22 protein-coding genes are annotated in these 22,836 nt (G+C 35.7%); 3 read left to right on the top strand and 19 right to left on the bottom strand.

Going from position 1 to position 22,836, the window contains the following annotated elements; all coding sequences use genetic code 11:
- Positions 1-15: 15 nt before the first annotated feature.
- Both gldC and gldB read right to left on the bottom strand, forming a co-directional pair.
- Positions 16-351, bottom strand: coding sequence for a gliding motility protein GldC (gldC, locus tag FJ651_RS14315; protein WP_140991295.1), 336 nt, complete (start codon positions 349-351; stop codon positions 16-18).
- Positions 351-1,310 carry a gliding motility lipoprotein GldB gene (gldB, locus tag FJ651_RS14310; RefSeq protein WP_140991294.1) on the bottom strand — a complete coding sequence of 320 codons (960 nt, stop codon included), beginning with the start codon at positions 1,308-1,310 and terminating at the stop codon, positions 351-353. The genes gldC and gldB overlap by 1 nt, the downstream gene beginning before the upstream one ends.
- A 99-nt stretch (positions 1,311-1,409) precedes the next feature.
- Here gldB and nadE point away from each other — a divergent pair, with 99 nt between their 5' ends.
- Positions 1,410-2,198, top strand: a complete 789-nt coding sequence (gene nadE, locus FJ651_RS14305) for an NAD(+) synthase (protein ID WP_140991293.1) — start codon at positions 1,410-1,412, stop codon at positions 2,196-2,198.
- Between the two features lie 122 nt (positions 2,199-2,320).
- Positions 2,321-2,950, top strand: coding sequence for a response regulator (locus FJ651_RS14300; protein ID WP_140991292.1), 630 nt, complete (start codon positions 2,321-2,323; stop codon positions 2,948-2,950).
- On the opposite strand, the gene dnaG is transcribed toward FJ651_RS14300, so the two are convergent.
- The 13 genes from dnaG to rsgA form a co-directional block, all read right to left on the bottom strand.
- Positions 2,947-4,920 (bottom strand): DNA primase, encoded by a 1,974-nt coding sequence (gene dnaG, locus FJ651_RS14295; protein ID WP_140991290.1) that lies wholly within the window; start codon positions 4,918-4,920, stop codon positions 2,947-2,949. The two genes, FJ651_RS14300 and dnaG, sit on opposite strands and share 4 nt — an antisense overlap.
- A 185-nt stretch (positions 4,921-5,105) precedes the next feature.
- A complete protein-coding gene (locus FJ651_RS14290; RefSeq protein WP_140991288.1) occupies positions 5,106-6,170 on the bottom strand; it encodes a hypothetical protein in 1,065 nt (354 codons plus the stop codon).
- Between the two features lie 37 nt (positions 6,171-6,207).
- Positions 6,208-6,930, bottom strand: a complete 723-nt coding sequence (locus tag FJ651_RS14285; protein WP_140991286.1) for a hypothetical protein — start codon at positions 6,928-6,930, stop codon at positions 6,208-6,210.
- Positions 6,917-7,477: an RNA polymerase sigma factor gene (locus tag FJ651_RS14280; protein ID WP_140991284.1), complete on the bottom strand. Its 561-nt coding sequence runs from the start codon at positions 7,475-7,477 to the stop codon at positions 6,917-6,919. The genes FJ651_RS14285 and FJ651_RS14280 overlap by 14 nt, the downstream gene beginning before the upstream one ends.
- A 114-nt stretch (positions 7,478-7,591) precedes the next feature.
- Positions 7,592-8,569, bottom strand: a complete 978-nt coding sequence (locus FJ651_RS14275; RefSeq protein ID WP_140991281.1) for a polyprenyl synthetase family protein — start codon at positions 8,567-8,569, stop codon at positions 7,592-7,594.
- Between the two features lie 252 nt (positions 8,570-8,821).
- Positions 8,822-9,862, bottom strand: a complete 1,041-nt coding sequence (gene rlmN / locus FJ651_RS14270; protein ID WP_140991279.1) for a 23S rRNA (adenine(2503)-C(2))-methyltransferase RlmN — start codon at positions 9,860-9,862, stop codon at positions 8,822-8,824.
- Positions 9,863-9,925: 63 nt separating this feature from the next.
- On the bottom strand, positions 9,926-10,975 hold the full coding sequence (gene queA / locus FJ651_RS14265) for a tRNA preQ1(34) S-adenosylmethionine ribosyltransferase-isomerase QueA (protein WP_140991277.1): 1,050 nt from the start codon (positions 10,973-10,975) through the stop codon (positions 9,926-9,928).
- A 102-nt stretch (positions 10,976-11,077) separates the two neighbouring features.
- Positions 11,078-12,304, bottom strand: coding sequence for a 3-phosphoshikimate 1-carboxyvinyltransferase (locus FJ651_RS14260; protein WP_140991275.1), 1,227 nt, complete (start codon positions 12,302-12,304; stop codon positions 11,078-11,080).
- A gap of 27 nt (positions 12,305-12,331) precedes the next feature.
- The gene (locus FJ651_RS14255; RefSeq protein WP_140991273.1) at positions 12,332-12,658 is read right to left on the bottom strand and encodes a nucleotide pyrophosphohydrolase; all 327 of its coding nucleotides are present in this window, start codon (positions 12,656-12,658) and stop codon (positions 12,332-12,334) included.
- 1 nt (position 12,659) lies between these two features.
- Entirely contained in the window at positions 12,660-14,681 is a 2,022-nt protein-coding gene (locus FJ651_RS14250; RefSeq protein WP_140991271.1) for a DUF3857 domain-containing protein, read from the bottom strand.
- 9 nt (positions 14,682-14,690) lie between these two features.
- Complete coding sequence (locus FJ651_RS14245; RefSeq protein ID WP_140991269.1) at positions 14,691-16,595, bottom strand: DUF3857 domain-containing protein; 1,905 nt, start codon at positions 16,593-16,595, stop codon at positions 14,691-14,693.
- Positions 16,596-16,654: 59 nt separating this feature from the next.
- The gene (dtd, locus tag FJ651_RS14240; protein ID WP_140991267.1) at positions 16,655-17,107 is read right to left on the bottom strand and encodes a D-aminoacyl-tRNA deacylase; all 453 of its coding nucleotides are present in this window, start codon (positions 17,105-17,107) and stop codon (positions 16,655-16,657) included.
- Between the two features lie 42 nt (positions 17,108-17,149).
- Positions 17,150-18,100, bottom strand: coding sequence for a ribosome small subunit-dependent GTPase A (rsgA, locus tag FJ651_RS14235; protein ID WP_140991265.1), 951 nt, complete (start codon positions 18,098-18,100; stop codon positions 17,150-17,152).
- Positions 18,101-18,181: 81 nt separating this feature from the next.
- On the opposite strand from rsgA, the gene FJ651_RS14230 reads away from it, so the two are divergent.
- Positions 18,182-18,628: a hypothetical protein gene (locus tag FJ651_RS14230; protein WP_140991263.1), complete on the top strand. Its 447-nt coding sequence runs from the start codon at positions 18,182-18,184 to the stop codon at positions 18,626-18,628.
- Between the two features lie 35 nt (positions 18,629-18,663).
- Here the strand turns inward: FJ651_RS14230 and FJ651_RS14225 are convergent, their stop codons facing one another.
- The 4 genes from FJ651_RS14225 to FJ651_RS14210 form a co-directional block, all read right to left on the bottom strand.
- The gene (locus FJ651_RS14225; protein WP_140991261.1) at positions 18,664-19,746 is read right to left on the bottom strand and encodes a bifunctional 3-deoxy-7-phosphoheptulonate synthase/chorismate mutase type II; all 1,083 of its coding nucleotides are present in this window, start codon (positions 19,744-19,746) and stop codon (positions 18,664-18,666) included.
- Between the two features lie 95 nt (positions 19,747-19,841).
- A complete protein-coding gene (locus tag FJ651_RS14220) occupies positions 19,842-20,693 on the bottom strand; it encodes a prephenate dehydrogenase (RefSeq protein WP_140991259.1) in 852 nt (283 codons plus the stop codon).
- Positions 20,690-21,835 carry a pyridoxal phosphate-dependent aminotransferase gene (locus FJ651_RS14215; protein WP_140991257.1) on the bottom strand — a complete coding sequence of 382 codons (1,146 nt, stop codon included), beginning with the start codon at positions 21,833-21,835 and terminating at the stop codon, positions 20,690-20,692. The genes FJ651_RS14220 and FJ651_RS14215 overlap by 4 nt, the downstream gene beginning before the upstream one ends.
- Positions 21,819-22,676 (bottom strand): prephenate dehydratase, encoded by an 858-nt coding sequence (locus tag FJ651_RS14210; RefSeq protein ID WP_140991255.1) that lies wholly within the window; start codon positions 22,674-22,676, stop codon positions 21,819-21,821. Before FJ651_RS14210 ends, FJ651_RS14215 begins: the two co-directional genes overlap by 17 nt.
- Positions 22,677-22,836: the final 160 nt, after the last annotated feature.

The following is a 22,836-nucleotide window of genomic DNA, read 5'->3' as shown; positions in this document are numbered from 1 at the left end:
ATAAAGTTTCAATAATTATTTTTTTAACTCCAGTTTTTCGGCAAAATAGTCGCAAAAATCTTTCATGGTTTCGTACATTTTATCGTCTTGGGTAGCGCGCTTGTAGGCGTTGGCCATAGATACCAGTGTTTGATGAAAAAATATTTGCATTTCATCTACCGGCATATCTTTGGTCCACAAATCAATTCTAAGCGTTTCTTGCTGGCTCTGGTCCCAAACAGATAGCATCATAGCCTTGGCTTCTTCATTATTAATGCCGCCATCTTCGGCAGACCAATATAATGTTTCGGGTACGCGATTCTCATCTAACTCTACCGTAAGTTCTATGGTTGATTTTATGGTATTATTCATTATTTTGTGGGTTTGTATTTTGTGTTATCAAATATTTCTTGGGTACTTGTTTGCATCATTTTGAATACATCTACTTCATTATTTTGTCTCATATAAGCCTTAATAATTTGCCAACCAATATATTGACCAATTCTTCCCGGAGATTCGTTATCAATTTCAAGATAAAATTTTGAAAACGGTGCCGGCGTTATAAAACGCGCAGGTAAACTGTTGTCGGTGCTAAACAAAAATGCACCGTCAACAAGATAACTCCAAACTTGGGCTTCGTTGGTATGAGCCCAGTTGATCTCTTCTTCGGTATAACCTATTTTTTCGGCATCAGATTTAAACGGCAACATAACATCTTTAAAATACAATAACTTCCCAAAGTAAATCATTTCGTCTAATAAGGTTTTTCTGGAAGTTTGATAAGTGTATTTTTCGGCATAAGCTTCAGCCAGATTTACCGAAATGGATTCCGGTTTGAAATTCTTTCTAAGGTATACCGAAATAAAATCGTAGAAATAATGGTCCTCACCCAAATAATTATCTAAAGCTATAAGTGCGATAGAATCTGTAACTACAATACTTTCTCTGTAATCTACATTGTTGATGACTGTGATTAATCTGGGCTCTTTAAAAACTTTATCGTAATATTTTAAGTGTTGGTAAAACTTTCGAATTTCTAATTCAACCGCATCAAAATCAGAAAATTTACTATCAACTTCTCTTAATATTTCCTGTTGTAGCGTATCTTTTAGCATTTCAACCCAAACTGAATCTGTGATTCTCTTTGGAAACAAAAACGGGTAAGTTTGTTTTAGTTGAGGCAATTCACTTTCGGTTGTTTGTGCGAATAATTTGTCAAACCTTTCAATATCGAGGTCAACTGTTATTTTAGAAATTTCGGTTTCTAAAGTATTTTCCTTATTACACGCCAAGAACACTAATGAACAAACCAAGAATAAAAAATACTTCATATTGATGTAATAAATAGGATTATGAAATTTTTATAATGCTTTTAGATACTGTAATTTTGTGTAGCAAAGTTACGGTACTTTCCATTAAAATCTATAAAAATGCACACTGAAAAAGTAATTGATCACATTGTAAACTGGTTAAAAGATTATGCTACAAGCGCAGGAATGAAAGGATTTGTTATAGGTGTTTCGGGCGGAATTGACTCGGCATTAACATCTACATTATGCGCTAAAACCGGCTTAGACCTTTTGTGTTTAGAAATGCCCATTCATCAGGCACCGTCGCAAGTTAACAGAGCCATTAACCATATTAAATGGTTACAATCTAATTTTGACAATGTAACCAACGTACAAGTTAATTTAACACCTGTTTTTGACAGCCTTATCGATGCTTTACCTTCAGTTGAAAATGAAGAAGAACGCTTTATGTCTTTGGCCAATACGCGTGCGAGATTACGAATGACCACACTCTATTATTTTGCTGCTTTGGAAAAATATCTGGTTGCCGGTACGGGGAACAAAGTTGAAGATTTTGGAGTTGGCTTTTATACCAAATACGGCGATGGCGGCGTAGATTTGAGTCCGATAGCCGATTTACTAAAAACCGAAGTCTATGACCTTGCAAAACATTTAGGCATTAATCAGGAAATTATTGATGCAGCTCCAACCGATGGTCTTTGGGGCGATGATCGCACAGACGAAGACCAAATTGGTGCCAGTTATCCTGAACTTGAATGGGCTATGGCTATGGATGAACGAGGTAAAACAGATAGCGATTTTTCAGGCAGAGAACTGGAAGTTTTTAACATATATAAACGTTACAACCGGGCCAATAAACACAAAATGGTACCTATACCAGTGTGTGAAATACCTAATGATTTGAAATAAATTATATAAACTGTGATTCACTATATAATTTTTTGTTAAAATTTCTTATCTTTAGAAACAAATCTCCACAGGATACTTAATCGAATTAACGCTATTAATTTAGCATAACCAATAAACCAACCATGATAAAAGTATTAGTTGTAGATCCGCATCCCGTTTTCCGTTTAGGTATGGAAACGCTTATTAAAAGAACGGCCGATGTACATTTGGCTGGTAGCTTAAAAAGTGGTGTAGAAATATTTGAATTTGTAAGGCGACAGCATGTGGATGTTATTGTACTAGAAGTAGATCTACCCGAACTAAATGGTATAACTACGCTAAGAGCCATTAAAAAGGAGCATAAAGATATTGCTATGCTAATGGTCTCTAACCAACCTGAAGAAATTTATGCAGTTACCACGGTAAAAGCCGGTGCATCGGGTTATTTGCACAAAACCGTTGAAGGCGAACAGATTATTGAGGCCATTAAAAAAATTCATGTCGGTGGTATTGCACTAAGTCCAGAAATGAGCAAACAGCTTACTTTTAACGACTCTAAAATGAGCACCAGCCGTATTTTTAAAAGACTGTCTACAAGAGAAGTTGAAGTTTTAAAATTGTTATCAATTGGTAAGAAAAATAAAGAAATCTCAGCCGAATTAGATATCAACGAAAAAACCGTTAGCACTTATAAAGCCAGATTGTATAAGAAGTTAAATGTAACTAACTTGGTCGACTTGGTGCATCAGGCAAAACATCAGGGAATTACTTAAATTTTGCCACCAACAACTTGACCCAATTTACGGGAGAGCAACATTTTTAATCCTAAGTAGTCTTTTACATCTTCTAAAATAGATTGATTGCTGCTGTTTTCAAGTGTCGTCTCGTATTGGTAGTTTTTTACTTTTTTATCGATTAAAAAACAACGCAAACTTAATATGGTTTGAGTTACCAGTTGCGATAAACTTTGTGTTTTAGTTTTGGGTATAATTTGCTTGCGTTCCCAATCGTGCAGGGTGTATTTTTCCTCCTCCATTAAAATGGACACCACTTCGTGAGCCATATCTTGATCTAACTGTTGAATAAAATCTTTTATATCAAATTCTTGATTTTGGTTCAATTTTTCCAGCAATGTATAATACAAAATCTGAAAATTACCATTGGTAAATTGCATTTCGTCTTCTTGTAAATCCAGATAAATTTTTTCATAAACAAAAGCTTCCTGAACTACAGGCTCTAATTCCAGACCTTTGGTTTTTTCATTTTCTTTTAAAACCAAATCTTCAAATCTCTCTTTTTTGTTGCCGTAAAGCAATAAAATTTCTATGATTTTCCGTTCCAGTTCGTATTGCCGGTCTACTTTGGGTGCGGTTTGAGGCTCAGATTTAATAACTTCAAAAGCCTTCTGTTCGGTACTAACTTGTTTTTGAGAGTCGCGAAGATTTTTTTGTTGTTTTTGAGCAAGAGCGCTAAACAACACTTTCTCACTGATGTTCATAATTTTCGCGCACTCCTGAACATAAATTTCACGCTTAATAGCATCAGGTATTTTAGCAATACTATTGACCATATCGCCAATGGTTTCAGCTTTTTTAATAGGATCGTTTTGTGCTTCTTCAACTAAAAGAGACGCTTTAAAACTGATGAAATCGCGCGAATTATTGGCTAAATAGTCTTTAATTTCATCCAAATCATTATTTCTTGCAAAACTATCGGGATCTTCACCTTCCGGGAAAGTGCAAATTTTTACATTCAGGCCTTGCTCTAATATTAAATCAACCCCGCGAATAGCAGCGCGCAAACCTGCGGCATCGCCATCAAATAGCACCGTAATATTATTGGTCAACCGGTTAATAAGTCTTATTTGTTCCGGTGTTAGAGCCGTACCTGAAGACGACACCACATTAGGTATGCCGCGTTGTGCAAACTGGATCACATCGGTATAACCTTCAACTAAGTAACAATTTTCTTCCTTAGCAATACTCTGTTTGGCAAAATATAAACCGTATAAAACTTTGCTTTTGTGATAAATTTCAGACTCAGGCGAATTGAGATACTTGGCAGCTTTTTTATCGTTGATTAAAATTCGGCCTCCAAAACCTAAAACACGACCGCTCATACTGTGAATAGGAAACATCACACGACCTTTAAACCTATCGAATTGTTTATTCTCCTTAATAATTGTAAGTCCGGTTTTTCCCAAATAATCAATATTATAACCGCTGCTCAATGCTGCTTGAGTAAAGGCTTCCCATTCATCGAGGCTGTAACCAAGCTGAAACTTTTTGATTGTATCTTCAGTAAAGCCGCGCTCTTTAAAATAGCTTAAGCCTATGGCCTTGCCTTGGTCTGTTTGATGCAGCGTTTTTTGAAAGTAATCATTGGCGAAATCGTTCACCAGATAAAGACTTTCGCGCTCATTGGCATCTTCTTTATCGGCATCGGTTTGAATGGTTTCTTCAATTTCGATGTTATACTTTTTTGCCAGATATTTTATAGCCTCAGGATAGGAAAAATGCTCGTGTTCCATTAAAAAAGTAACAGCATTACCCCCTTTTCCACTACTAAAGTCTTTCCAGATTTGTTTCACCGGTGAGACCATAAAACTGGGCGATCTTTCGTCTGTAAACGGACTTAAACCTTTAAAATTACTGCCCGATTTTTTCAATTGTACAAAATCGCCAATCACCTCTTCAACGCGGGCGGTTTCAAAAACTTGGGCTATGGTGTTTTGTGATATCATACATTTTTCTGCGAAAGCAGAAATCTCTTAATTTTTATGCGGCGAGTGTTTTAATTTCTCCTTTGATAAATAAGAAGTAAATGTACTACAAAAGTAAAAGGAATTAAAATTATTGAAAGACCTAAACAAAAAAACTCCTGAAATTAAACAAGGAGTTTTAATGATTGTTTTGACTAACTTAACACTTAATAAACATCAAAAACATCAAATCGAAGTCCTATTGAAATATTATTTTGGTCAACCGCCTGATTTCTGAATATTGGATTTAGATCGTACTTTACGTAAACTGCCACGTCACCAATGGCTATATAACCACTTAGGCCATAGATAAATTCATTGATATTAAAATCACCTTTTTGCTTGTCTTTAATTCTATCACTGCCGTCTTTATATTTTAACTTTTGCATATGTCCAATACTAAATCCGGCGTAACCGCCTACTCCGAGTCTGAATCTATTTTGACGGTAGATAATTCTATCATCATAAGTTTTAGTGACCGAACGGCCGGGACCAAATTGTAAATGCACAGGAAATACCAAGTTAGTAGTTCTAAACTTGGCCTTATTTAAATCTAAAGGAAACTCCTCTAAACCAATGTTATTACCATCTCGAACAAAATACTGGTTGTCTTTAATATTGAGTTTATTCCACTGCAATGACGCACCGTACTTCAAGTGTAAAAATCCTGAGTTTGGAAATACTCTTGTAGTCCAAGCATAACCTAGTTCAACAAAGCCCGAACCTCCTAATTTATAAGGCGAATCGTTGATATCTTGACCATCTATAATGGCGTTATTAAATCCTATGGCAAAAACAACATCATCATAGGTTCTGCTGCCGTAAGAGTATTCTTTTTCAACTTTTTTCTCAATAGTTTGAATGGGGACACTTTCCGGCGTTTTAAATTCTGATTTTGTAGTAATCGAATTATTTCTAGCCAATAATGCAATTTGATTATCAATAATCGCCAATCTGTTTTCGATATTTAAAGCACGTTTTTCAGCAGCTTCTTTTTTTAGTTGTGTGGCTTCTTCTTCGGTGATGTCATTTTTTTCGAGTCTTTGATTAATGGCTTCAACCTCGGCTTTGAGTTGTTCCTTTTCTTCAGATTCTACTTTTTCTTTTTCTTTAAGCAGAGCTTCAATTTTAACCTGATTATTGTTAATTTTTACTGAATCTTGCTGCGCATTTACATATTGCGTGATGAAGGCTAACATGAAAACAATAAAATACCTGGTAATGATTTGCATAACTGTTTGTTTTTTGATTTATGAATTGATTTAACTACTAATTCTTACGATCGGCTACGGCAGTCTTTACTGTTATAAAACCGGATTTTAAGGCCTCAAAAACTTTATCTCTAAAAGATTGATTTAATTCACCTTCAACCTGAGCTAATAATGCCGTGGCATCAACTTTTTTAGTTTGTTCGTTATAGATGTTGTTGAGTAATATATCGCGTTGCGCTTCTTTTAAAAGTAACTCAATCTCTTGTTCTGTTACTTTGTTGTTTTGGTTTTGAATCTCTGCAATGGCTGCCACTACTTCAGTTACTTTTTTGTCTTCAAAACTTTGCGATAACTCAATTGATGTTTCTTTGTTTTCGGCTATTTGAGTGGTTTTAATTTTAGTTGGTATGGGTTGTTTTTCTTCGGAAGTGATAACGTTTGTTTTATCTTGCTCTGAAAGAATTTCAGCTAGGCCCGATTCTGTGTTCTCAATTATTGAACTTTTATTTATTTCTTTTGAAGGCTTAATGTTATCTGTGGGTAAATCGACAATTATAGGTGTTTCAAGAGCTTGGGAACTTTTAAAAATAAACGCACCACCAACGCTCAAGGCAATAATTAAAAGTGCAGCCACAGATAACCATTGCAAAAACACGCGCTTTTTGTTTTTTTGATGCGAATCTAATTGAGCAGAAAGCTTTTCCCAGGCATGGTTTGAAGGCTGCGAGTTTCGAGATTCTAATTGCGATTTAAATTGATGATCTATTTTATTTGGTGCCATAATTATTGTTGTTAGCTTGTTTTAGTTGCTCCTGCAACATACGTCGCGCCCTTGATAATTGCGACTTTGAGGTACCTTCTGAAATGTTGAGCATTTCAGCAATTTCGTTGTGTTTATAACCTTCTATGGCATACAACACAAAAACCATTTTGTAACCTTCGGGTAAATGATCGATTAAATTTTGCAAATAATCATCTTGGAACAATTCGAATTCACCGGCTTCCTCTTTAACTGTATAATTACCTTCTTCCGTAAAAACGACTTCCTTCTGACCTCTAAGAAAATCAATGGCTTGCCTCACCATTGTTTTTCTAATCCAACCTTCAAAACTTCCATTAAACTGAAATTTATGAAGATTGATAAATACTTTAAAAAATCCGTCGAGCATTACCTCTTCTGCGTTGTGAACATCCTTGATGTAATATCTGCAAACACTCAACATTTTTGGCGAATACATTTCAAATAAACTGTGTTGCGCCTTTCGGTTTTGCTTGATTGCAGACTTAATAAGTCGTTCTAAATTTTGATGTAATGCTACTACTTTCAAAGTTTATAGAGATGGTTTATTTATAAAGACGATTTTTTGAAGCAAATAGTTGCACCGATTGCGAAAAAAATATTCAATAAATTTATAATGAATTGTTAAACAGTAAATTAAAATTTATTTTTTTCGGTCGATAACGTAGTCTACCATAAGTTTAAGAGCATCTTTATACGAAGAATCTTCGAAGTCTTCTAACATAGATAAAGCTTCGTTTTTAAAATGATACATGCGTTTTACAGCGTAATCTAAACCATCATTGTCTTTTACAAATTGAATTACTTCATTCACCCGCTTTTTATCCTTATTGTGATTTTTAACCGAGTTAATGATCCATGCTTTGTCTTTAGCGCTGCAATTATTCAAAACATATATAAGCGGCAAGGTCATTTTTTGTTCTTTAATATCAATTCCGGTAGGTTTTCCTATGGCTTTAGACCCATAATCAAACAAATCATCTTTAATTTGAAAGGCCATGCCAATAAGTTCACCAAATTTGCGCATTTTCTCGACGTCGTCAGAATTGGGTTTAACCGAAGCTGCTCCCAAACTGCAGCAGGCAGCAATTAAAGTAGCTGTTTTTTGACGAATGATTTCGTAGTAAACGTCTTCGGTGATGTCGAGGCGTCTGGCTTTTTCAATCTGGAGTAATTCGCCTTCGCTCATTTCTCTAACCGCCACCGAAATAATTTTGAGGAGATCAAAATCGTTGTTATCTATACACAGCAATAAGCCTTTAGATAAGAAGAAATCGCCAATTAAAACGGCAATTTTATTTTTCCAGAGTGCATTGATAGAAAAGAAACCTCGCCGAATATTACTATCGTCAACTACGTCGTCATGTACCAAAGTTGCAGTATGAATCAACTCAATAACCGATGCACCGCGGTAGGTACGCTCGCTTACCTCTCCGTTATTAATCATTTTTGCAACCAAAAGCACGAACATAGGCCTCATTTGTTTACCCTTTCGGTTAACAATATAATGGGTAATGCTGTTGAGCAAAGGAACTTTACTAGACATTGACAGACGAAACTTTTGCTCGAAAAGTTCCATTTCAAAGGCTATGGGTTGTTTTATTTGCTCTACTACTTTCATTTTGGCAAATCTATGGCTTTTTTGGCATTCTGTTTCAAGCTGAGATTTTAATGCTTCATATAAAGATTCCTGCTTTCGCAGGAATGATGGGTTGTTTTATTTGCTTTACTATTTTCATTTTGGCAAATCTATGGCTTTTTTTGGTTCTAATTAAAAAGTAAACTATCGCCAAAAAGTATATAATAAAAAATGTATTAGGTTTAGATATTAACGATTTATTTGAATGTGCCTAACTTTTAGTAGCTTATAATTTTAGGATTTGTTCGCTAATTGCCCACAAGCGGCATCAATATCCTTACCGCGTGAGCGTCTCACGGTAACGGTGATGTTATTGGCTTCTAACATGTCTATATACATATTGATAGCTTTTTGGTCGGCCTGCTGAAATTCGCCATCGTCAATAGGATTGTATTCAATTAAATTGACCTTACTTGGTGCAAATTTGCAAAATTGTATGAGTGCCTCTACATCTCTTTTGGTATCGTTAATGCCCTGCCAAACCACGTATTCGTAGGTAATTCTGTTTTTTGTTTTTGAATACCAATATTCTAAAGCTTCGCGTAAATCTTTAAGCGGGAATGTGGCATTAAACGGCATGATAGACGTTCTAATATCGTCAATGGCCGAATGTAAAGACACGGCCAGTTTAAATTTAACATCGTCATCGGCCATTTTTTTTATCATTTTAGGCACTCCTGAAGTAGAAACAGTAATGCGCTTTGGAGACATCGCCAAACCTTCTTTTGAAGTAATTTTATCAATGGCTTTTAAAACGTTATTGTAATTCATAAGTGGTTCGCCCATACCCATAAACACAATGTTACTTAATGGCCTATTAAAATATAACCGACTTTGGTTGTCTATGGCCACAACCTGATCATAAATTTCGTCAGGATTGAGATTGCGCATGCGTTTTAATCGCGCTGTGGCACAAAACCTGCAATCTAAACTGCAGCCCACCTGAGACGACACGCAGGCTGTGGTTCTTTTAGGTGTTGGAATCAAAACCGATTCAACTATCAAATCATCATGTAATCTAACTGCATTTTTTATAGTGCCGTCATTACTGCGTTGCATGACATCAACTTTGATGTGATTAATAACAAAGTTTTCCTCAAGCAGTTGTCTTGTTTCCTTGGTAAGGTTGGTCATATCAGCAAAGCTATGTGCAGATTTAATCCACAACCACTCATACACTTGATTCCCTCTAAAAGATTGGTCGCCTATGCTCACGAAAAAATCACGTAGCTGTTGTTTGGTTAAGGCTCTAATATCTTTTTTGATAGGATTCATATAGAAATTAATAACAAATATATTAAGTTAAAAAAAGCCTTGACATGCAAGGCTTTTTAATTTTTAGATGATGAGCATGGCATCGCCGTAAGAATAAAATCTGTACTTTTCTTTAACGGCTTCTTCGTATGCTTTTTTCATTAAATCGTGGCCGGCAAATGCTGAAACCATCATTAGTAAAGTTGATTTTGGTGTGTGAAAATTAGTAATCATACTGTTAGCAATACTAAAATCGTATGGTGGAAAAATAAACTTATTGGTCCATCCATAAAATTCGTTGAGATGACCATTAGACGACACAGAACTTTCAATGGCTCTCATAACTGTAGTACCAACGGCACAAATGCGCTTCTTTTTTTCTTTGGCACTGTTAACTGTATTAACAGCATGTTCGTCAATAATAACTTCTTCGCTGTCCATCTTATGCTTTGATAAATCTTCTACCTCAACAGGATTAAAAGTTCCTAAACCTACATGTAATGTGATTTCGGCTGTTTCTACACCTTTTATTTCCAAACGCTTTAATAGGTGTTTTGAAAAGTGTAATCCGGCAGTTGGTGCTGCAACAGCGCCTTCGTGCTTAGCGTATATGGTTTGATAACGCTCTTCGTCTTCGGGTTCAACAGGACGATTTATGTATTTTGGAAGTGGCGTTTCGCCAAGTTCGGTTAATTTGTTTCTAAACTCTTTGTAAGAGCCATCGTATAAGAAACGTAAGGTTCTACCACGTGAAGTGGTATTATCAATGACTTCGGCTACTAATGAGTCGTCATCACCAAAATATAATTTGTTACCAATTCTAATTTTTCTGGCAGGATCAACCAAAACGTCCCACAATCTTTGTTCTTCATTTAACTCTCGTAACAAAAAGACTTCGATTCTGGCACCTGTTTTTTCTTTGTTTCCATAAAGTCTGGCCGGAAAAACTTTGGTGTTATTCAAAATTAAAACATCGCCTTCATCAAAATACCCAATAATATCTTTAAACATTTTATGCTCAATAGTTTTGTTGGCTCTGTTCACCACCATTAATCTACTTTCGTCTCTGTTTTCTACAGGTCTGTCAGCAAGGAGTTCTTCAGGGAGTTTAAAATTAAAGTGAGATAACTTCATAGGATTTTTTTAGTTTTAAGATTTGATTTAATTTTTAAATCAAATTTTTACAAGGGTGCAAATATACAATCTCAAAACAGGCCTTGTCAAGTGTTTTGACAGTTATTCTTCAATAATTTGAAACCCAATTGATTTTAGGTCGTTCCAAAAGGTTGTATAGCTCTTAGTAACTACCATGGCGTCGTTAATGTAAATTGGTACTTTTAGAGCCAATGGCGCAAAAGCCATGGCCATTCTATGGTCGTTATAGGTTTCGATTGTAACGGCGGAAGATATTTTATTTGAAGCTTTTAAATGAAGGGAATTATCTGTAATTTCAACTTCACCGCCTAATTTTTCTACTTCAGTTTTTAGGGCAAAAATCCTGTCGGTTTCTTTAATTTTTAAGGTGTGTAAACCATATAAATCACATGGCAAACCTAAACCGAAAGCAGTAACTGTAATTGTTTGGGCAATATCGGGGCAGTTATTTAAATTAAAGTTGATGACCGTATTTGCTTGGGCCGTTTTGGTAATGCGAATGCCATTGTCTTGAAAAACTGTTTCCACTCCAAAATCCTGATAAATTTCAGCTAAGGTTGAATCTCCCTGAAGTGAATTGATTTGATAATACTTTAAATGGATGCTTGATTGTAAAGGACTTAAAGCAATCATACTATAATAATAAGAAGCCGAAGACCAATCAGATTCTACAATTAAATTTACAGGTGTTTCAAGTGCTTTTTTAGGTTGTATGTTAATAATATGATCTTGAAATGAGGTAGAAACTCCAACTTTATTGAGTAAACTCAAGGTCATTTCGAGATACGGCCTCGAAGTGATCTCTCCTTCTAAAACTATTTTTAGACCATTGTCTAACGATGGCGCTACTAACATTAGCGCAGAAATAAACTGACTGCTAATTCCGGCATTGAGATGAACCGTAGATCTGGTAATATTTTTGCCGTTAATTTTTAGCGGTGGAAAGCCTTCGTTTTTTAAGTATGAAATGTCTGCTCCTAAGGTTCGCAAAGCCTCAACTAACACCCCAATGGGCCTTTGTTGCATTCTATCAGAACCTGTAAGCACCACTTCTCTGTTTGGTAAACAAGACATATAAGCCGTTAAAAATCGCATGGCTGTACCGGCATGATGTATATCGATTATGCCACTATTTGATTGTAGCGCCTGTTTTAACACAACGGTGTCATCTGAACTTGACAGGTTGTCAATACCTAGGTTGTTAAAAAGGGCCTTTAAAATGAGTAACCTGTTAGATTCACTTTTTGAACCTGATATAACGATGGTCTGATTATTAGTAACCTCTGACTTTAGAATTTTTAACAACATAAAGTTTGCATAAAAAGAATGGCAAAGTTACTTTAATTTGTCGTTACTGTGGTGCCGATCATGGTCACGCTTGGTTTTTTTATCCATTTTAGCGTCAAAAGCCGCTTGTAAATCTATCCCGGTTTGGTTGGCCAGGCACAATACCACAAACACCACGTCGGCGAGCTCTTCTCCTAAGTCTTTATCTTTGTCGCTATCCTTTTCGCTTTGCTCGCCATATCTACGGGCAATAATTCGGGCAACTTCACCAACTTCCTCTGTAAGTTGTGCCATGTTGGTAAGCTCGTTAAAATAACGCACGCCATGGTTTTTAATCCATTCGTCTACAATTATTTGGGCGTTTTTTATATCCATTTTAGACTTTTTTTAATACCACTTGTTCATTTTGTTTTTCAACTATTTTCTCAAAAAATGCCTTAAACTCGGTATAATCGGTGGTACCTATAACAGTTGTATTAATATCTAAGCTAATATTTAGTTGCAAATATTTACCATTCACTTTTGAAATATATTTAAATATGCAAGCTTCGTCTTTAAAGGTTAAAGCCTCACTTTGTGGCAAGATCTCTACTTCATATCCTTCAGGTAACATAATATTGATGATGTATTTTTCTGAAACCGGATACGTAAAATCTATTGGATATAATCTTGTATCTGATTTAAATGGTGATTCTTTCATAGCCGTAAACAGCATTGGTTGAAGATACACATTATCTCCTATATTTTCAACTGCATCTTGAAGTTCATATTTATAGCTTACATCAACCGGTTTGGTAACATCTTTGGCATTTTCGAAATTTAATTCAGAAATTTCGATACTTCCATTACCACTTTCTAATTTTGTGATGTGATCATCGTCACTTGAAAACGCATACTTATTGCGATAATCAAAGGCTAAATAATCTGTGTAACGCTTTCTTACAACACCTTCAGCAGAAAAATCATCGTTTAATGTTACATTTAACGAAGTGGACTGAATAGAAGGTTTATTAGGTATTAAATTTACCCAATGCGAAGACCCGTCAGGTTTTAAAACACGACCTTGCCAGTTTATCGCTCTTGGTGGCAACACATTAAAACTTGTGAAATTTTCACTAGCGTCAAAAAGCGCGTAGCCTTCATCTGTTTCTACCATACAAATCACATAATTAAAGCCATTTTGAGTGGGAAAAAGCGGCACACCATGATTACGAGTACTTACCAAAACCGGGTAGGCATTAACGTTACTAGACTGCAACATCGAAATTAGTAATAAATTAATGTCTGCAATATTTCCGGCACCTTCTTTATAAGCATTTCTAATACCTTTAGGTGAAGTAAATCCGTAAAGGCCGTTCCATTTTACTTTCGATCTTACAAAATTTTGCAGAATAAATGCCTTTGTAAAAGGATCAGAGATACTTCCAACAATTGGCTCAATATCTGACGAGTAAAAATTAGAACGTTTAATTTGTTCACCAAAACTGGGAGCCTGGTATATGTTTTCACAAACCTTTTCCCAAGTAGTAGAAAACGTTTTAAAGCCACCGCCCGATTGTTGTATGGCTGTAAGTTCCATGCCTAGCTTTGCTCGGTAATTATCTAAACTTGAAATAAGTTCTTCGTCTTTTAGTGCAGGAATGTTGGTTTCGTTAATTTCAATACGGTAGTCGATATATGTACCTTGACTTTGGCTATAATTTCTACTGGCATTTTTTGGTGCATTAATTGAAGTGGTTGGACCGCTTGAAGATACAAGGGTAGCAGATTTATTTTCTTGTGATTCTTTAATAACGGGATAAAACTGGGCTTTAGGATTGAACGTTTTGTTATATCTGTAGTACTCAGGCGTAGCAATAGCAACTTCTAGTTGATTAATTGGTACTTCATACTGTAAGATAACGTCATCAATTGCTAAAAAAGGTGATTCGATAGTATATGCATATTCAATTACGGTGCCTTCTTTAATGTTAGGCATTGTGAAGGTACTAACTCTTATAAAATCATTAACATCCTCTTCAAAAATAGCCTGTTTTGTGAGTTTATCTTTACTAATTTTACCGCCTTCTATATTATAAGTTTCACCCTGTACTTTTTTAAGAATTTCATTAGAGCCGCCACCACCGCGATACAATACTATTCTTTTTGTTGCCCAATCAAATCCTTCTTTATTGTAAATTTTAATTCGCTCATGTACTTCTCGCATTTGGTTGAAACCGTCTGAAGTATAAACGAAATAGATTTTTTCACTTTTATATAAAACCGCAGCATTGGCATTGGGCTCCAGCGGATGAGCTTTTTCTATAACCTCAACATCGGAAACTTTTCCATACTTGAAATTTTGTGCAGTTAGCGTTAAGTTAAAAACGAGCAGTAGTGTTAAAATTATTGATTTCATGAAAGTAAATTATTTTGTTTTTAAAACCATTTTTGCTTTATCGTGTTTGGCAATGAGTTTTCTAAACTCTCTAAAATCTTCATACTCTTCTTTTGCATAACTGCCTTTATTTAAAATATATTTGCGTTTGTATTGCACTTTATTCTTATCTAGGGTTTCGATACTAAACTCGTAGGTTCCAAATTTTGTGTCGATTAAAACAGGCTCAGGAAGTGCCTCAATTTCTAAAGTATCTGGAAATTCAAGTACATATTCGTCTTGATCTTCATAGCCGCGGCTTATCTGAAAATCGAGATATCTTGTAGAATATCTTGCAGGAATTGTACTTACAACGTTAAACAAATTTGGTTGCAACAACAATCTGTTACCTGTTTTTGAAGCATAATTTTTTGCTGATAAGTTTACATTTTCAACAAACTCAATTTCGTCTTTGTCGTTTTTAAAACTCACCCCGTCAATTTGCAGGTTATTGATATTACCCCAATAGTTTTTATAGTTTAAGTTTTGTTCTTTGACGTCTTTTGTTTCGTACGCTTCTCTTAAAGAGTATTGGTATCCTGTGGATTTAATTTCAACACTGGCTTCAAGATTACCGCTTTCATCAAATAACACTGTGGCTTTGGTGTGTTGTAAACTCTCGTAGGGTTTGTATGCTTTTGTGCGCACTACTTCGCCACCTTCGGGCTTAATAATTAAAGCAGCTCTATCGTCGGTAAAACCCGCGATGAGACCGAACGGATTGGTTTGACTTGTACATTCCAACCAAATGTAATCGTCTTCGTTTGGCAAACATAAAATGACATGATTTCCTTGTGTAGAAGAAAAATCTTTGTCTATGTCATATATCCTTCCTGAACCGCCGTATATAACAGTGTAGTAAGATTCCACTCCAATTTCTTTTAAAAGTGCTTGAGTATAATTTGTTAACCCTTTGCAATCGCCATAACCAACTTGATTAACTTCCATAGCGCTAATAGGTTTCCAACCTCCAATACCAACTTGCACAGAGATATATCTTGTTTTGTCCTGAACAAATTGATAAACAATTTTTGCTTTTTCAATAGGATCATTGGTATAAGCGGTTAAAGCTTTAACCTCGTTAATGACACTTTCGGGAAGTTTTTGGGTATCGGCAATGAGTACATCATTCATCCATTTTCCGAATTCCTGCCAATTGTTATTAATACCTTTAACGCCTTCCATATCAAATTCTATCAAAGCTGCCTTAAATTCGGGAGTGAAACTATCAAAATCCGGACTGTATTCTTCGTATGCAATTGCAGGCATATTACTGGCCTTGTAATGTAATGGTCCCTTGGTTTCAATATTAAAGCCTTCAAAGTTTGAAGCTTTGCTTTTTAATTCTACACCTGAATTATTAATAATTTGATATTCTGAATTTTGGGTGGCATTGTAATATTTTTCCAGCGGTTGCCATGTTGGAATAAACGCAGTTGTTTGATAGTCAATTTCTGCGTAAAACTCTAAGGTATAAGGATAAGATATTGGTGTATAGTTAAGATATTTTACCCTGCTGTCTGAGTAAAGGGTACCACCACTCACAGCACTTTCATCAACAAAATCGCCTTTTTTAAATTTCTTTATTTGATTACCACTTTTGTCGTACACAAAAGCCTCAATTTTTTTAATAGTTCTTTTATCATCGTATCCAGCAAAGGCGCGTAAATTTCTATCACCAATTTTATTATAAACTGTAATTATACGCTTTTCAGTTACCAACATGCGGTTATAGGCACTAATGTCAATTTTTGTATCATGGTAGCGCACCACACTATTGACTTTGTCAGACAATTCATCGGGGATTAGTGAGGCGTTGTATAAATCTTGTGTTTGTGAATAGGATAATAAACAGATAAAAAACAGTAAATAGTAGGGTAAGGTCTTAAAAGTCATTCTAAAGGGATTTGGGGGCAATTTATTAAAGGAATGTTAAAAAACCAAGAACAATTTATTTATTCTTTGTTTTTAGAATCAATTAAAATAGTAACCGGCCCTGAATTTGTGAGATGAACATCCATCATTGCTCCAAATTTTCCGGTTTGAACAGGTTTGTTAATTTCAGTTTCTAAATTCCTGACAAAATATTCGTAAAGCGGTATGGCTGTTTCGGGTTTGGCTGCTTTGATATAACTAGGGCGGTTACCCTTTTTGGTGGCAGCATGAAGAGTGAACTGACTCACCACAATCACCTCTCCATCCACTTCTATCAAAGAACGATTCATAACCCCATTTTCGTCATCAAAAATTCTGAGATTGGCTATTTTCTTGCACAACCAGCTGGCGTCTTCTTCACTATCTGCATGCTCTACACCTAATAACACAAGTATTCCTGTATCAATTTTAGCTGTGATATTATTTTCAACCTCAACTGATGCTTTAGAAACTCTTTGAATGACAACTCTCATGACTTTACTTAAAATTTTCCGACGCAAAAACCATAAAATATTTTATTCATTTTCCCAATTGTCTGCGCGATAATTATCTTCATCACCTTGTAGAATCTGCAAATAGCTACGGTATCTGGAATGGAAAATCTCGTCTTTATCCAAAGCAGCTTTCACTGCACATTTGGGTTCTTCAACATGCAAACAATTATTAAACTTACACAAATGTTTCAGCGCGAAAAACTCCGGAAAATAATCACCTATTTCCTCAGGCTCCATATCTACCACACCAAAGCCTTTAATGCCCGGCGTATCGATAATTTTAGCTCCAAAATCTAAGTCAAACATTTCAGCGAAGGTAGTGGTGTGCTGACCTTGCATATGTTGTGTTGAGATTTCTTTGGTTTTTAGATCTAAGCCTGGTTGCAGAGAATTGACCAAAGTGGATTTACCAACACCAGAATGGCCTGCAAACATGCTTACCTTTTCCTTCATAACAGACTTAACCGCATCAATATTTTTACCGGTTTTGGCCGAAATCCCCAGACATTGGTAACCTATAGTTCTGTACATGTGTGCTAAATATTTAATCTCCAGTAATTCTTCTTCATTATAAGTATCTATTTTATTAAAAAGTAGAATGGTATCAATACCGTAAGCTTCAGCAGTTACTAAAAACCTGTCAATAAAACTCGTAAAAGTGGGTGGATTGTTAAATGTAATCAATAAAAAAACCTGATCGATGTTAGCGGCAATAATATGGGTTTGTTTAGACAGGTTTACCGATTTTCTGACGATGTAATTTTTACGATCGTGTATGTTGTTGATAACTCCTGAAACCTCGTCGTTATTGGTTTCAAGATCAAAATCTACCACATCGCCAACAGCAATGGGGTTGGTACTTTTAATGTCTTTTAGTCTAAATTTTCCTTTAATTCTGCAATTATAAGTTTTGCCTAAAGTAGTCTTTACGCTATACCAACTTCCCGTAGATTTATATACTTTTCCTGTCATAAAAATTACTTCTCAGCAAAATAACACTTTTTTATATGGTTATAAAACTTAAATTTAGCGAGATTTTTAAAAATTATTTTTATGAGAACAACCCTTCTTTTTTTTATTGCATTACTTATAGGAATTACTGAAGCAAATGCACAAGTAGAATACAAAGTTATTACCAGTGTTGAATCTATTGTTCCAGCTGGACTGGGAAGATCCAGACTGGTTTCTTCTAACGAAGAACGCGACTACAGAGATTACACCACGGATACAGAAGACGACAAACGCAATAAATCTGACCGCAGTGATATTAGAGTAAAAGGTTATGAGGAAACTAAATTATTAAACTTTTATAATCTTGGCGGTATTAGATTTCAAAACATTGTTGCCAATGATGCTGTTATTAGTTCAAAAATAAACGCTATGATTGAAGAAGGTTGGGAATTGGCTTTTGTAACCAGTGCTGTTGAGAGCGATGCCGGTAAAGATGATGGAAACGGCATCTTTATTACACGGTATATTTTTAAAAGAAATAAACAATAACAAAAAAAGGGGTTGAACTTGTCAACCCCTTTTTTCTATCCATTAATTATTTTTTCCTGGTGATTGATGGATTCCTGATGAATTGCCTTAAAGAGTTTTAAGGTAAATTCTTCGCTCAAGCCTTTTTCCTCACCTTCCAGTACCATTTTGCCTAAAATTTCGTTCCAGCGCTTACTTTGTAGTACCGCTACGTTTTTCTCTTTTTTCAATTTACCTATACCATCTGCAACTTTCATTCGTTTACCCAACAAATCAATCAACTGATTATCTATCACATCGATTTGGGCTCTTAAATTATTTAAGCTTGTTAAAAACTCTGCTTCGGCGTCAAACTCTTTTCTGATACGCAAATCTTTCATGATTTGAACAAGAGTTTCAGGGGTTACCTGCTGGGCAGCGTCACTCCAAGCGTTATCAGGATCGCTATGGGTTTCAATCATCAACCCATCAAAATTTAAATCTAAGGCTGTTTGAGAAACATCAAAAATCATATCGCGTTTACCGGTGATGTGCGACGGATCGTTAATTAACGGTAAATCGGGAAATTTTGTTTGTAATTCAATAGCAATTTGCCACTCGGGATTGTTGCGGTATTTTGTTTTTTCGTAGGTTGAAAAACCTCTGTGAATAACTCCCAACTTTTCTATATTGGCTGAAGCGAGACGTTCAATAGCGCCCAACCATAATGGCAAATCGGGGTTTACAGGATTTTTAACCAATACTATTTTATCGGTGCCACGAAGTGCATCGGCAATATCCTGAACAATAAATGGACTCACTGTAGAGCGCGCGCCAATCCACAACATATCAATATCGTGTTCTAAGGCCAATTCAACGTGATTGCGATTAGCGACTTCGGTTGCGGTTTTTAAACCAGTTTCTGCTTTTACTCTTTGCAGCCATTTTAATCCCAAAGAACCTACACCTTCAAACATGCCTGGACGTGTTCTTGGTTTCCAAATTCCTGCGCGGTAATAGCTAACATCGGTATCTTTAAGTTGATGAGCAATTTTCATTACTTGATCTTCGGTTTCTGCGCTACAGGGTCCTGCAATTACCAACGGATGGCTTAGTTGTAAGTTATCTAACCAGTGTCTTAGTTCTTTTCTGTTTTCCATAGTTTTTGTTTCAAATTCCAACTTTCAAATTCCAAATTCCAACTTATATAATTTATTAATGATTTTACTTGGTATTTGATATTTGGTGCTTATTATTAATTTATTCCTTTTAAAATTTCTTTTATTCGATTGGTGTTGCTCATAACTTGATAAACCGATTCAAAATCGTCATTTTCTATAAATGTTTTAAACTCATTTAAATTTTGAATGTATTCTTCAAGTGTCTCTAATACATTGTTTTTATTTTGTTTAAAAATAGGTGTCCACATAGCGGGTGAACTTTTTGCCAAACGAACTGTGCTTTCAAAACCACTGCCTGCCATGTCGAAAATATCGCGTTCGTTTCGTTCCTTATCAATTACTGTTTTACCCAACATAAAAGAACTAATGTGAGATAAATGCGATACGTAAGCTATGTGTTTATCGTGCGCTTCAGGATTCATATATCTAATTCGCATACCCATTTGCTGAAATAGTTGTAAGGCCTGTTCCTGTAACTTGAAGGCTGTTTTTTCAACTTCACAAATAATATTAGTTTTGTTTTTGTACAAACCGGCAAATGCCGCTTTTGGACCAGAAAACTCGGTACCCGCAATTGGGTGTGCGGCCAGAAAATTTCTGCGTTTGGGGTGGTTTTCAACCAGCTTACAAATATCAAATTTTGTGGAACCGGCGTCCATCACAATAGCGCTGTCTTTTACCTTGTCTAAAACCGAAGGAAGTAACTGCAAAGTCTTATCTACGGGAATAGCTAAAATAACAAAATCAGCTTTTGGAAGATCTTCTAAATCGGCTTTTTCATCAATAATACCAAGTGTTTTTGCCTCGGCTATATGATTGTCATTGATATCAATACCAAATATTTTAGCTTCTTTAAAAATTGATTTTACATCTAGCGCAAAACTACCGCCAATAAGTCCAACTCCTATAATAAATACGTTTTTCATGATAATCTCAACAAACATTCTTTAATGGCTTCTTCGTCTGCACAGAGAGAAAACCTGATATACCCTTCGCCATTGCTTCCAAAAATAGTTCCCGGTGCCACAAATATGCGATGCTCCTTTAAAAGCTTGTCAATAAAGGGTTCTGCCTTTTCTCCCGGTGGCAATTTAGCCCATACAAACAAACCTGCACTTTCCGGATTAAAACTACAACCTAGTTTAGAGGCCAACTGCCAAATTAATTCTCTACGCTGCTGGTAAACACTCTTTAAGCTGGCAAACCAAAATGAAGAACATTTTAAAGCTTCAATAGCTCCTTTTTGAATACCGTAAAACATACCGGAATCCATATTACTTTTAACCTTTAATATACTATCAATAAATTCTGATTTCCCCAAGACCATTCCAACGCGCCAACCGGCCATGTTAAAGGTTTTACTTAACGAATTAAGCTCTAAACAAACGTCTTTCGCTCCGCGATATTTAAGAATACTTCTGGGTGAATCATTTAAAATAAATCCGTAGGGATTATCATTTACAATCAAGATATCGTTCTGTAAACCAAAGGCAATTAAGTCATCATACAATTTATGCGTTGCAACTGCGCCAGTTGGCATATGCGGATAGCTCACCCACATTAATTTAACTTTTGACAAGTCTGTTTTTCGCAAAGCTTCTAAATCAGGCAACCAATTATTAGACCATGTTAAATCGTAATACCTAGGAATCGCTTCTACCAAATTGGTAACCGATGCATAAGTTGGATAACCCGGATTGGGGATTAACACTTCATCACCGGCATTTAAAAAAGCTAATGAAATGTGCATAATTCCCTCTTTACTACCCATTAATGGTAATACTTCGGTGAGCGGACTTAATGACACATCATATTGCTGCTTGTAAAAATCACTCATAGCTTGGCGCAGTTCCGGCAAGCCTTGATAACTTTGGTATTTATGTGCATCGGGGTGCTGTAAAGCTTCGGTTAAGGCAGTAATTACCTGTTGTGGCGGCGCTAAATCAGGACTACCAATTCCTAAATTAATCACATTATGGCCCGCGGCTTTTAAAGCTGCCACTTCGCGCAATTTTCTTGAGAAGTAGTATTCCTCTACGGTATTTAATCTGTTAGCTTTCCCAATCATGTGTTTCGGTTTTAAATACGCGCGCGTTTTTATAGGTTCCCAAGATTTTAAAATTTTCGGCCATAATATCCAGTAAGGCAGCTGCTTTGTTGAAATGGGTAACATCTGCAAAAGTTACATCTACGAAAAAGGCATATTTCCAGGGCGTTTCAATCTTTGGTAAGGATTGTATTTTAGTTAGATTTAATTTACAATCGCTCATCACGTTTAAAACAGTTGCCAGGCTACCACGTTTGTGGTCTAATTCAAATTTTAATGAAGCTTTAGTAATTTCGCGGTCCTCTATATTCTTTTTATTTAGTTTTACAATCACAAATCTTGTTTCGTTGTGGCTAATGGTTTGAATGCTTCTGGCAAGTATTTCCAGATTAAAAAGCTTAGCCGCCAAATCGCTGGCAATGGCTGCCACTTTTTTTAGTTGTTGATTGTTTATACGCTGCGCTACTTCGGCTGTATCTTTATCCTCAATAAGTTTTATGTGCGGGTATGCCTTAAAAAACTTTTTACACTGCAGCAGTGCCATTGGATGCGAATATACTTCTTCAATGTCATTAATAGTTTGATTTGGCAAAGCCATTAAATGATGTTGTATGTCTAAGTAATGCTCACCGGTGATTTGCAAATTATTATTATCAATTAATGCATAATTTGGCAATATTGATCCCGCAATAGAGTTTTCAAGTGCCATCACAACGGCATCGCTTTTTCCGGTTACCAAACTATCTACCGCGGCATCAAACGACAAAAATTCTTGTACGTTTATGTGCTTACCATAGTACTGTTCACTCACTATGTGGTGAAAAGACCCTAAAATTCCTTGTATGGCTACATTTTTTATCATAGTCAAAAAAAAAGTCCCGATTTACTATCGAGACCTTTGTTAAGTTTTATATCTGTTTTTACAAACACGCAACAGGTCTCTTTCTTTCGCTAAAAAAGAAGAAATACCAGTTGTAATATGCAAAAGTGTTATTCATAACTCAGTTTGAGTTGGCTAAAGT

This window comes from Paucihalobacter ruber (assembly GCF_006494535.1).
GTDB lineage: Bacteria > Bacteroidota > Bacteroidia > Flavobacteriales > Flavobacteriaceae > Paucihalobacter > Paucihalobacter ruber.
This window is presented reverse-complemented; position numbering and strand designations above follow the sequence as displayed.

What these genes read in the sequence shown, in the direction of transcription:
- rlmN (WP_140991279.1), bottom strand. Translation starts at nt 9,862, where the DNA reads ATGAATCCTATCAAAAAAGATATTAGAGCCTTAACCAAACAACAGCTA.
- rsgA (WP_140991265.1), bottom strand. Translation starts at nt 18,100, where the DNA reads ATGACAGGAAAAGTATATAAATCTACGGGAAGTTGGTATAGCGTAAAG.
- FJ651_RS14255 (WP_140991273.1), bottom strand. Translation starts at nt 12,658, where the DNA reads ATGGATATAAAAAACGCCCAAATAATTGTAGACGAATGGATTAAAAAC.
- gldB (WP_140991294.1), bottom strand. Translation starts at nt 1,310, where the DNA reads ATGAAGTATTTTTTATTCTTGGTTTGTTCATTAGTGTTCTTGGCGTGT.
- dtd (WP_140991267.1), bottom strand. Translation starts at nt 17,107, where the DNA reads ATGAGAGTTGTCATTCAAAGAGTTTCTAAAGCATCAGTTGAGGTTGAA.
- FJ651_RS14215 (WP_140991257.1), bottom strand. Translation starts at nt 21,835, where the DNA reads ATGATTGGGAAAGCTAACAGATTAAATACCGTAGAGGAATACTACTTC.
- FJ651_RS14285 (WP_140991286.1), bottom strand. Translation starts at nt 6,930, where the DNA reads ATGGCACCAAATAAAATAGATCATCAATTTAAATCGCAATTAGAATCT.
- FJ651_RS14230 (WP_140991263.1), top strand. Translation starts at nt 18,182, where the DNA reads ATGAGAACAACCCTTCTTTTTTTTATTGCATTACTTATAGGAATTACT.
- nadE (WP_140991293.1), top strand. Translation starts at nt 1,410, where the DNA reads ATGCACACTGAAAAAGTAATTGATCACATTGTAAACTGGTTAAAAGAT.
- queA (WP_140991277.1), bottom strand. Translation starts at nt 10,975, where the DNA reads ATGAAGTTATCTCACTTTAATTTTAAACTCCCTGAAGAACTCCTTGCT.
- FJ651_RS14225 (WP_140991261.1), bottom strand. Translation starts at nt 19,746, where the DNA reads ATGGAAAACAGAAAAGAACTAAGACACTGGTTAGATAACTTACAACTA.
- gldC (WP_140991295.1), bottom strand. Translation starts at nt 351, where the DNA reads ATGAATAATACCATAAAATCAACCATAGAACTTACGGTAGAGTTAGAT.
- FJ651_RS14210 (WP_140991255.1), bottom strand. Translation starts at nt 22,676, where the DNA reads ATGATAAAAAATGTAGCCATACAAGGAATTTTAGGGTCTTTTCACCAC.
- FJ651_RS14250 (WP_140991271.1), bottom strand. Translation starts at nt 14,681, where the DNA reads ATGAAATCAATAATTTTAACACTACTGCTCGTTTTTAACTTAACGCTA.
- FJ651_RS14245 (WP_140991269.1), bottom strand. Translation starts at nt 16,595, where the DNA reads ATGACTTTTAAGACCTTACCCTACTATTTACTGTTTTTTATCTGTTTA.
- FJ651_RS14220 (WP_140991259.1), bottom strand. Translation starts at nt 20,693, where the DNA reads ATGAAAAACGTATTTATTATAGGAGTTGGACTTATTGGCGGTAGTTTT.
- FJ651_RS14300 (WP_140991292.1), top strand. Translation starts at nt 2,321, where the DNA reads ATGATAAAAGTATTAGTTGTAGATCCGCATCCCGTTTTCCGTTTAGGT.
- FJ651_RS14275 (WP_140991281.1), bottom strand. Translation starts at nt 8,569, where the DNA reads ATGAAAGTAGTAGAGCAAATAAAACAACCCATAGCCTTTGAAATGGAA.
- dnaG (WP_140991290.1), bottom strand. Translation starts at nt 4,920, where the DNA reads ATGATATCACAAAACACCATAGCCCAAGTTTTTGAAACCGCCCGCGTT.
- FJ651_RS14260 (WP_140991275.1), bottom strand. Translation starts at nt 12,304, where the DNA reads ATGTTGTTAAAAATTCTAAAGTCAGAGGTTACTAATAATCAGACCATC.
- FJ651_RS14290 (WP_140991288.1), bottom strand. Translation starts at nt 6,170, where the DNA reads ATGCAAATCATTACCAGGTATTTTATTGTTTTCATGTTAGCCTTCATC.